This window comes from Kribbella sp. (genome assembly GCF_035655035.1).
Taxonomy (GTDB): Bacteria; Actinomycetota; Actinomycetes; order Propionibacteriales; family Kribbellaceae; genus Kribbella.
Window position 1 is genome coordinate 24,753 of sequence record NZ_DASRVN010000155.1, and the last position, 10,269, is coordinate 35,021.

The 10,269-nt window shown below is 70.5% G+C and carries 10 protein-coding genes; 3 read left to right on the plus strand and 7 right to left on the minus strand.

Annotated features, from left to right (window positions below):
- Positions 1-106: 106 nt before the first annotated feature.
- The gene (locus VFF46_RS08985) at positions 107-3,304 is read left to right on the plus strand and encodes a S8 family serine peptidase (RefSeq protein WP_325036581.1); all 3,198 of its coding nucleotides are present in this window, start codon (positions 107-109) and stop codon (positions 3,302-3,304) included.
- Here VFF46_RS08985 and VFF46_RS08990 read toward each other — a convergent pair.
- On the minus strand, positions 3,273-4,163 hold the full coding sequence (locus VFF46_RS08990; RefSeq protein ID WP_325036582.1) for a LysR family transcriptional regulator: 891 nt from the start codon (positions 4,161-4,163) through the stop codon (positions 3,273-3,275). The two genes, VFF46_RS08985 and VFF46_RS08990, sit on opposite strands and share 32 nt — an antisense overlap.
- Before the next feature lie 73 nt (positions 4,164-4,236).
- Between VFF46_RS08990 and VFF46_RS08995 the strand changes: the two genes are divergently transcribed.
- Positions 4,237-5,091, plus strand: a complete 855-nt coding sequence (locus tag VFF46_RS08995; RefSeq protein ID WP_325036583.1) for an EamA family transporter — start codon at positions 4,237-4,239, stop codon at positions 5,089-5,091.
- A 115-nt stretch (positions 5,092-5,206) separates the two neighbouring features.
- Here the strand turns inward: VFF46_RS08995 and VFF46_RS09000 are convergent, their stop codons facing one another.
- The 6 genes from VFF46_RS09000 to VFF46_RS09025 all read right to left on the minus strand — a co-directional run bounded on the left by VFF46_RS09000 (position 5,207) and on the right by VFF46_RS09025 (position 9,812).
- Complete coding sequence (locus VFF46_RS09000; protein WP_325036590.1) at positions 5,207-5,935, minus strand: NADPH-dependent F420 reductase; 729 nt, start codon at positions 5,933-5,935, stop codon at positions 5,207-5,209.
- A gap of 23 nt (positions 5,936-5,958) precedes the next feature.
- Complete coding sequence (locus tag VFF46_RS09005; RefSeq protein WP_325036584.1) at positions 5,959-7,029, minus strand: LLM class flavin-dependent oxidoreductase; 1,071 nt, start codon at positions 7,027-7,029, stop codon at positions 5,959-5,961.
- A 67-nt stretch (positions 7,030-7,096) separates the two neighbouring features.
- Positions 7,097-7,450, minus strand: a complete 354-nt coding sequence (locus VFF46_RS09010; RefSeq protein ID WP_325036585.1) for a hypothetical protein — start codon at positions 7,448-7,450, stop codon at positions 7,097-7,099.
- Between the two features lie 14 nt (positions 7,451-7,464).
- Entirely contained in the window at positions 7,465-8,331 is an 867-nt protein-coding gene (gene sigJ, locus VFF46_RS09015; RefSeq protein ID WP_325036586.1) for an RNA polymerase sigma factor SigJ, read from the minus strand.
- 72 nt (positions 8,332-8,403) lie between these two features.
- The gene (locus VFF46_RS09020) at positions 8,404-9,150 is read right to left on the minus strand and encodes an SDR family oxidoreductase (protein ID WP_325036587.1); all 747 of its coding nucleotides are present in this window, start codon (positions 9,148-9,150) and stop codon (positions 8,404-8,406) included.
- 98 nt (positions 9,151-9,248) lie between these two features.
- Positions 9,249-9,812, minus strand: a complete 564-nt coding sequence (locus VFF46_RS09025) for a helix-turn-helix domain-containing protein (protein ID WP_325036588.1) — start codon at positions 9,810-9,812, stop codon at positions 9,249-9,251.
- 88 nt (positions 9,813-9,900) lie between these two features.
- Here VFF46_RS09025 and VFF46_RS09030 point away from each other — a divergent pair.
- The coding region (locus VFF46_RS09030) for an NAD-dependent epimerase/dehydratase family protein (RefSeq protein ID WP_325036589.1) at positions 9,901-10,269 on the plus strand (369 nt) is incomplete at its 3' end.

Here is a 10,269-nt window from a genome sequence, read left to right on the forward strand (position 1 = left end):
TCGACTCAACAGGTAGACAACTCGACCCAGCCGATTGTGACAAGCAACGCGCCGCCCGGGTCGACGCGTATTCCCACTACTGACCCCGCCCCGGAGGTGCCCACCGATGGTCGCTCGTGCCCGTATCCGCCTGGCGCTGACAACGGCCGCACTGCTCGTCTTCCCCATCCTGCCCGCAGCACCGATCGCACACGCTGCTGCCAAGCCCACAGCCACAGCCGCGGGCGTGGCCACCGGGACGGTCACGCTGATCACCGGAGATCAGGTGTCGCTGGCCGCTGGTGCGCCGGCGATCAAGCCCGGGCCGGGGCGTGACCGGATGAGCTTCACCGCGAGCAAGGTGAACGGCCGGGTGACCGTGATCCCGTCGGACGTCCACCGGCTGGTCGACACCGGGCGACTGGACCGGCAGCTGTTCGACGTCACCGGGCTGATCGAGGCCGGGTACGACGATGCGCACACGGACGCGATCCCGGTCATCGTCGGGTACTCCGCCGCCGCCGCGAAAGCACGCCCCGCGATCAGCGCGCTGAAGACCTCCCGCGCGCTGGCCGCGATCAACGCGAACGCCGGCTCGGTGGCGAAGGCGTCGGCGCGGTCCTTCCTCGCCACGGTCGCGACGAGCCCGGCGATCCGTCACGTGTGGCTGGACGGCAAACGGCACCTGCTGCTGGACAAATCGGTCCCGCAGATCGGGGCGCCCGCCGCCTGGCAGGCCGGATATACCGGCAAGGGCGTCCGGGTCGCCGTGATCGACAGCGGAATCGACGCGCAGCACCCGGACCTGGCGTCGCGGGTCGCCGGGGTGCAGACGTTCGGCGACGACCTGCCCGGTGACCAGATCGGCCACGGGACGCACGTCGCGTCGATCGTGGCCGGCACCGGCGCCGCCTCGAACGGGCAGTACCGCGGGGTCGCGCCGGACGCCGAGCTGTACGACGCGAAGGCCTGCACCGACACGGTCTGCAACGACTCGTCGGTCCTCGCCGCGATGGAGTGGGCCGCCCGCGACGTGCACGCCCAGGTGGTCAACATCAGCCTCGGCTTCCCGTTCGACCGCGCGGACGATCCGCTGGAGCAGGCGATCACCACGCTCACCGCCGAGACCGGCACGCTGTTCGTCGTTGCCGCCGGCAACCAAGGCAGCGCCCCGGGCGGCAGCATCACCTCCCCCGGACGCGCCGCGGCGGCACTCACCGTCGGCGCCGTCGACCGGGACGACACGATCGCGCCGTTCTCGAGCCGCGGCCCGGCGCCCGGTGACGCGGTCCTCAAACCGGATGTCACCGCCCCCGGCGTCGGCATCGTCGCCGCGCGCTCGTCCGAGGGGACCGTCGGCGAGCCGGTGAACGACTACTACACGCGGATCTCCGGTACGTCGATGGCCGCGCCGCACGTGGCCGGCGCCGCCGCCCTGCTGCTCCAGGAACACCCGGACTGGAAGGCGCCCGAGCTGAAGAGCGCCCTGATGAATTCCGCGAAGTCCGCACCGGATCAGGGACTGTTCGATCAGGGCGCGGGCCGGATCGACGTCGCCCGCGCGGTCGCCCAGCCGATCCTCGCCGGCCCGCCGAGCATCTCGTTCGGTACGGCGGACTGGCCGCACGCCGACGACCAGCCGGTGACGCGGACGATCACCTACCGCAACACGGGGACGAGCCCGGTCACGCTCACGATCGGTACCGAGCTCACCGCGCCGGACGGCACGCCCGCGCCTGGCCAGGCCCTGACGGTTGGCACCTCCCAGCTGACGATCGCCGCCGGTGCGTCCGCCCCGGTGCAGGTCACGTCGAACACCAACCACACCGGCCCGGACGGCCGGTACACCGGTCAGGTGATCGCGACCTGGCCGGACGGCGGCCAGGTCCACGTCCCGGTGACCGTGCTGAAGGACATCGAGGCCTACAACCTGACCGTCCACGTGATCGCCCCCGACGGCATTCCCGCCACCGGCGCGAACGTGACAGTCCAGCCGCTCGACGGGTCGTCCGAGCACATCCTGTTCGGCGACGGCACGGTGCGGCTGCCTCCTGGCGAGTACGCCGTCGACGCGAGCCTTACCGGCGATGCGACGTACGCGATGGTCCAGCCGCGGGTCCACCTGACGGCCGACGCCACCGTGGTGTTCGACGCTCGGCAGGCCCGCAAGGTCGCGATCGACGTACCGACGTCAGCTGTGCAGCGCTCCATGCAGACCGTCGATTACGTCCGGACGATGGGCGAGGAAGAGGTCGACCAGATCTTCGGCGCGTTCGGCGGCCAGGACCTGTACACGCTGGGCCTCGGCGACTCGGTGCCCGACGGCCAGGTGTCCGCGGTCATCGCCTCGCACTGGTACGGCGGGTCGTCGGCGTACCACACGACGGATCTCGTCAACGGCCGGTTTCCCACCGGGTTCCAACGGACGGTTCGCGATCGGGATCTGGCCACGGTACGCACGCAACTGCAGCACTCGACCGGTGACGGCTATCAGCTGATGACGACTGCGTCGCTACCGGGCCACGAGAGTTTCACCGAGCCTGTGTCCGTGCCTGCGCCGATCACGCTGATCCAGCATGTCGAGGCCGCACCGGTTGAGTGGAGCCAGACCTTGGAGGAGCCGACGGCGGACGGTGAATCGTCGACAATCCTCTTGTCGACGTCGAAGTCGTACCGCGCGGGCGGGGTCTACCAAGAACGCTGGAACGCCCCCGTCCGCAGCCCCAGCGACGTGTCGGTCGCGCGCGGCGGCAGCGAACTCTCGGTCGGTCTGACCAAGATCACCGACGCCGATGGGCACGGTGGTTTCGCCGCGACGACCGCCGAGTCGGCGAAGCTGTACCGCGGCGAAACCTTGGTCGGCCAGTCGCGGGAGTACGGCAGCCTGTTCGCGGACGGGCTGCCGCCCGAACCGGCCACGTACCGCTTCGAAACATCCGCGACGCTGACGACGTCGGAACGCATCGAGTATCGGGCGACGTTCGGTTCCCAGGCCGGTGAGAGCACCACGCCGCTGTGGAGCATCGGCTACCGTCCGATTGTCAACAATCAGAACGTCAGCACGTGGACACCGATCACGAGGCTGCCGGTTCTCCCCCGTACGGCGGCGGACACGACGATCCGTACGCTCCGGGTCGAGTACTCGCCGGACAACGGCGCAACCTGGCACCCGGCACAGGTCGAGTGCCTCGGGGGCCGTACGTACCAAGCAGTCTTCCCGACGCCCAAGGCGGCCGTCTCCCTCCGAACCACGCTCACCGACGCGGCCGGCATCGCCGTCACCCAGACCAACCTCAACGCGTACGTGGTGCAGGAGGCTCGGTGAGTAGCCGCAGGACGAGGGACAGCGGGGGCCAGGAGGTGTGCCCGCGGCGGGTCAGGGCGAGGGCTCGCATGCGCGGCTCCGGGGCGCGCAGGCGGCGCAGCGAGATGCCGGTCGTCTTCGGGTACGTCGCGGGCAGCAGCGCGACGCCGAGGCCCGCCCCGATCATCTCCTGGACCAGCGGCAGGCTGTCGGCGCGTTGCGTGACGCGGGGTTCGAACCCGGCCAGTGCGGCGATCGTACGGACGACCTGCTCGTCGGCGGTGTGCCGGGAGTTCACGATCCAGTCGCTGTCCGCGAACGCCGCGAGTACCTCGGCCGACGTGCCCGGCGTACGACGGGACCGGGACGGCACGGCCAGGCTCCACGAGGACTCCCAGAGCGGCGCCGCCTCGAGCGCGGGACCGAGTCGCGCGGGCGCGAGGTTGTAGTCGTAGGTCAGCGCGAGGTCCACCTGGTCCCGCTCGAGCATCGCCACAGCGTCCGGTGGTTCCTGCTCCTGGATCTCCAGCCGTACCGCGGCCAGCAACCGCGGTACGACGGGCAGCAGGGACTCCCGGATCGCGGTGTGGAACGCGGCGACCCGGACCGTACCGGCAGGCTCCGCGGACGGGTCGAGAGCGGCCCGCGCGGCCTCGTGCGCCGCCAGGATGTCGACGGCATGTCGGGCCAGCCGCCGCCCTGCCGGAGTGAGCCGGACCCGCCGGCCGTCGGGCTCGATCAGCGGCGTGCCGACCTCCTTGGCGAGCGCGGCGAGCTGCTGCGACACCGTGGAGGTGGTCACGCCGAGAACGTCCGACACCGCGTGCATCGAGCCCAGCCGGGAGAGCGCGAGCAGCAGTTCCAGCCGACGTACGTCCATTCAGTAATCATGAACGATCTGTCCACGATTCTCACGTGGACGCGAACGACTGCAGCGGGCTTCACTGGACGGTATGCGCACACGGAGGATCGGCATCGCGTTCGCGGTGCTGTCGATGACGATGGTCCAGCTCGGGCTGGCCGTCTCGGTCGGGCTGTTCGACCGGGTCGGCCCGGAGGGCGCCGCCTGGCTCCGGCTCGCCTGCGCGGGCGTGATCGTGCTCGTGTTGTTCCGCCCGCGGCCAAGTGCGTTCGACCGCAACGCTTTCCTCGCCGCGGTCGGTCTCGGGGTCGCGACCGGCGGCGTGACCTTGCTGTTCATGGCGGCCGTGGCGCGGCTCCCGCTCGGGACCGCGAGCGCGCTGGAGTTCCTGGGTCCGCTCTCGGTCGCGGTACTGCGTAGTCGCGGGCGGCTGATCTGGCCGGCGCTGGCGTTCGCCGGCGTACTGGTCCTGACCCAGCCGTGGCACGGCGCGGTCGACGGTATCGGCGTACTGTTCGCGCTCGGCGCGGCGGCGTGCTGGGCGGCGTACATCGTGCTCACCCAACACGTCGGCGGCAACGTCACGGGCCTGCAGGGCATGGGCGTCTCGATCCCGGTCGCTGCCGTGCTGGCGACCGTCGTCGCCGGACCGGCCACGATCCCGGTCCTGACCTGGCAACTGGTGCTCATCGGGTTCGGCCTGGCGCTGCTGCTTCCGGTGATCCCGTTCAGCCTCGAGTACCTCGCGCTCCGCCGCCTGGACGCGGGCGTCTTCGGCACCCTGATGAGCCTCGAACCCGCCCTCGCCCTGCTGATCGGCTGGCTACTCCTCGGCCAGTCCCCCAGCCTGTTCCAGGCCCTCGGCATCGGCTGCGTGATCACCGCCGGCATCGGCGCCGAACGCGCCGCCACTCCACAGCGCGCCGACCTCGTCTCGATCACCTGACCAGACGCTCCTCGGGCACCCCCCAACCACGAGTAGCGGTTCATGCTCCACCGCCGGCGCTCGGCGGCGCGCCGTCGTCACCGCCGACAGCCGCCGCGCGGGCGCTCAGGGTCTTTCAGGCGGAGCGGGCTTCGGCGACGAGTTGGCCGCGGGGGGTGTCGGGGAAGCGGTCCAGGAGGGTGCGGACCTGGTCGGCGGGGACGTTTGCGCCGAACATCTCGGTGTGTGGTTCGAGCCGGACGCCTTCGGAGAGCGGGCCGGCGAGGACCGGGTCGAAGCCGAGGGTGTCGACGAGGGCGGCCACCTGGGCGGCGGCTTCCGGTGGGCCGGCGATTGCGATCGCCTTGCGGTCGGGGGCGCCGGCCGGGCGGGCGCCTTCGTCGAGGTCGTGGTAACCCATGTGGTTGAAGGCCTTCACGACGCGGGACTCCGGCAGGAACTCCTGCACGATCTCCGACGAGGACGTCCGCGGATCGGTGAGGTCGTCGCGAACCCCGTCGACCTCCCACCAGTAGTTCATCGCGTCGACGACGAGCTTGCCCCGCAACTCCTGCACCGGAATCGTCCGGTACTTCCCCAACGGCAGCGCCAGAATCACCACATCCGCCGCGGCCGCCGCCTCCGCGGCAGTCACCGCGACCGCCCCAGGAGTCACTACGTCAACGATCAACGCGATCTTCGACACCTCACCCGACCCCGCGATCAGCACCCGATACCCAGCCGCAACCGCCAGCCGAGCCAGCACCGTCCCCACCTTCCCGGCCCCAAGAATCCCCACCGTCGCCACACCAACCCCCTCCGAACCATGACCGAAGTCCGTCCCAGGCACCGGGCCGGAGCTCACCCGGGGAGCTCTCTCGGGGCTGGTCACTTGGACTCCGCGAGGATCTCACGCACCAGCGGGACCACCTTGGTGCCGTACAGCTCGACCGTCTTGAGCCGCGCGCTCACGGGAAGCGGGCCGCCCGAGTAGATCAGGTCGAAGCGCGAGGCCCCGATCGCCTGAACGGCGCCCGCGATCCGGCGGGCCACGGTCTCCGGCGACCCGACGTACATCGATCCGTGCAGCACCTCGGACTCGAACTCCTCGCGCTTCAGCGGCGGCCAGCCGCGCAGTGCGCCGATCCGGTCGCGCATCACCTTGTACGGCGCGAAGTAGATCTCCTTCGCCTCCTCGTCGGTGTCCGCGACGAACCCCGGCGAGTGCATCCCGACCGGATGTGCGACCGTCCCGAACTGCTCGGAGGCCCGCTTGTACAGGTCGACGTACGGCGCGAACCGCTCCGGCGAGCCGCCGATGATCGCGAGCATCAGCGGGAGCCCGTAGTACGCCGTCCGCACCACCGACTGCGGCGAACCGCCGACGCCGACCCACGTGGTCAGCCGGCCGGACTCGGTCTTCGGGTAGACGTCCACGTTGTCCAGCGCCGCCCGCACCGTACCTTCCCAGGTCACCGGCTTCTCGTCGAGCAGCCGCACGAACAGCTGCAGCTTCTCCTCGAACAGCTTGTCGTAGTCGGCCAGGTCGTACCCGAACAACGGGAACGACTCGGTGAACGACCCGCGCCCGAGGATCACCTCGGCGCGCCCGTTCGACAGCGCGTCCACGGTCGCGAACCGCTGGAACACCCGCACCGGGTCGTCCGAGCTCAGCACGGTCACGCCGGACCCGAGCTTGATGTTCGACGTCTTCGTGGCGATCCCGGCGAGCACCGTCTCCGGTGTCGAGATCGAGAACTCCGGGCGGTGGTGCTCCCCGAGGGCGATCGCGTCCACGCCGATCTCGTCGGCCAGCACCGCCTCGTCCACCACCTGCCGGATCGCCGCCGCGGCGGTCACCGGCGCGCCGCTGTCGTCCACCGGGATGTCCCCGAAGGTGTCGAGCCCGAAGGCCACCTCGGCCGGCGTAGGCGTTGGCACGGGCGTTGGTGTGGACATGGTCTGCACGCTCCTGTTCGGTCCTGACAAGTCTAGGTTGACACGTCAACACCAGAACCGGCGGGGTTCATTCCCAGTGCCGCAGCTTGTCCGGGTTCAGCACGATCCAGACGGCCGCCACCTTCCCGCCGGTGACCTGCAGGCTGACCACGGCGACGACCCGCCCGGCGGTCCGCAGTACGACGCCGGACTGCCCGTTGACCGCCTCCACGGTCAGCGCGACGCCCGGGCCGATCAGCTCGGTCACGCACCGCGCGACCTCGCCCGGACCCTGGATCCGGCCGGCCGTGACGACCTGTCCGCCGCCGTCGGTGACCGCCACCACCTCCCGGGTCAGCAGACTCCGCACCGCGTCGGCGCTACCGGCACGGCACGCTGTCGCGAACCGGTGCACGACGGCATGCCCGCTCGACGTGAACACACTGAGCCTCCTGCTCAAGCGACCGCGGTGAGCTTCGCCCCGTTCAGCTGCCACATCACCTCCCTGATCCCGCTCGGCGAGACGGTCACGACGCAGACCGCGAACAACACGCCGTCGCGGTACAGCATCGCGGACCAGCCGCCGTTCGCCTCGCCCAACTCCACCCTGACGCCCCGCCAGAAATGCGAGGCGAAGGCCCGGTGGAACTTCGCGACCCGGTCCCGCCCGACCACCGGGAACTTCGACACCTGGCGCGCGCCGTTCCCGTCCGAGTAGCTGATCGCGTCGGTCGCGAGCAGACGTTCGAGCCCGGCCAGGTCGCCCTCGCGGGCGGCCGCGATGAATGCCGTCAGCAACTTCCGCTGCTCGGCCCCGGTCACCTCGGTACGGCGTTCCGCGCGGATCCGTTTCCGCGCCCGGCTGACCAGCTGCCGCACGGCGGCCGGCGTCGTCTCCAGCATCGTGGCCAGCTCGCCGTACGGAAAGTCGAACGCCTCGCGCAGGATGTACGCCGCCCGCTCCGTCGGCGACAGCCGCTCGAGCACGAGCAGCATCGCGAAGCTCAACGCCTCCCCGTGCTCGGCCCCGAGGTACGGGTCGGCGCTGGTGTCCACCGGCTCCGGCAGCCAGGGCCCGATGTACGTCTCCCGCCGGGCACGGGCGGACTGGCTCGCGTTGATCGCGAGCCGGGTCACCGCGGTCGACAGGTACGCCGCCGGGCTGTCCACCGTGCCGCGGTCCGCGGCCTGCCAGCGCATCCACACCTCTTGGACCAGGTCCTCGGCTTCGGCGTGGCTGCCCAGCATCCGGTACGCGATCCCCATCAGGCGCGGGCGCACCTGGTTGAAGACCGCGACGGCGTCGTCGAGGTTCTCAGTCATCAGCTGGAGGATAGGCTTCCGGGACTTCGACCGCCTCCACGTCCAGCTCGCGCACGAACTCGGGCCGGCCCGTCATCGGGCCGCGGACCACTCGTCGTAGTGCAGCTCGCCCAGCGTCGCCTCGCCGATCGGGACCAGGCTGCGCTCGGTCAGCTCGGAGCCGAAGTACTTCGCGTGCACGTCGGTCACCACCTCACGGGGGTCACCGTGCTCCGCGAGCGCCTTCCGGAAGAACTCATCCATCCGGAACTCGTCCGGCCCGGCGATGTCGATCCGCCCGTTCAGCGGGCCGCCGACCGCGACCCGGCCGAGGTTCCTGGCGACGTCCTCGGCCGCGATCGGCGCCCAGGCGACCGGCGCGATGTGCACCTTGCCGTCGTCCCAGGTGCCTTCGTCCGCGATCGCCCCGACGAACTCCATGAACTGCGTCGCGTGCACCAGCGAGTACGGCATCCCGGACTCCTTGATCAGCTCCTCCTGCGCGATCTTCGCCGCGAAGTACCCGTTGTCCGGCATCCGCTCGGTCCCCACGATCGAGATCCCGACGTGATGCCGCACCCCGGCCGCGTCGCCGGCCCGCAGCACGTTCGACGTCGAGGTCCTGAAGAACTCCATCACCGGCCCGGCCTCGAACGACGGCGAGTTCGCCACGTCGACCACCACGTCCGCGCCCTTCAGCACCTCCGCCAGGCCTTCGCCGGTGATCGTGTTCACCCCGGTGCTCGGCGCCGCCGGCACCGCCTCGTGGCCGTGCTCGGTGAGCTTCGCCACCAGTTTCGTACCGATCAACCCGGTGCCGCCGATCACGACGATCCTCATCGCAGGTTCCCTTCGTTGGTTGTGAGCCGTCACGAGATAAGACAGGGCATCTCGCGTGGTTGTGACGGTCACAGCCAGGACTTCTGCTTTGTCTTGGGTCAGGCTGTGAGGCCTGCGAGGTTCTTCAGGGTCGCCTGCAGTACGTCGGAGATCGGTACGTCGTCAGCCGCGTTGATCCAGCGCTCGAACGAGACCTTGAACACCGCGACCCCGGTCTCGGCCGCCAGCGCGGCGATGTCCGGCGCGACGCCGCGGTCGAGCAGGCCCTGGGTGAGCGCGGTGGTGAGCGTGGCCATCTTGATCAGCTCGCGCTCCCGCAGCTCCGGCGTCGACATGATCACCGCGGACCGACGCCGCGAGTACTCCCGGCGGATGTCGTCGAAGAAGTCGGCCGAGGCGAGCACCGCGGTCGTCATCGCCTCCATCGGGGTCGCGTCCGCCGGAGCGCCAGCGAGCGCGGCGACCATGTGTTCCTGCAGCAGCTCGGAGCCGGCGAACAGTACTTCGCGCTTGTCCGCGAAGTGCCGGAAGAACGTCCGCGCCGTGACCCCGGCCCGGTCGGCGATCTCCGCGACGGTCGTGCCGTCGTACCCGCGCTCGGCGTACAACGCCATCGCGGCCTCTCGCAGCCGCCCGGCCGCGTCCGGCTCCCACCGTCCCATGGCCCCGATCCTAGCCGATGTCATCGAGTGACATCAGGGTGTAGCATCGGTGATGTCAGTCAATGACATCACTCGGAAGGAACATCTCATGCGTGTCTTCATCACCGGAGCATCCGGCCACGTCGGCTCGGCGCTGGTCCCGGAACTGCTGCACAACGGTCACCAGGTGCTCGGCCTGGCGCGTTCGGACGAGTCGGCGAAGCGGCTCACCGACTGGGGCGCCGAAGCGGTCCGCGGCGACCTGCACGACCTCGACCGGCTGCGCGCGGCCGCCGCCGCTGCGGATGGCGTCGTACACCTCGCGTTCCGGCACGAGGCGATGGTGGCCGGCGACCTGGCCGGTGCCGCGGAGTCCGATCTCGCCGCCCTGCAGGCGATCGGCGACGCGCTGGCGGGTACGGACAAGCCGCTCGTCAGTACGTCGGGCACCGGCATGCTCGCCCAGCTCCAGCAGGGC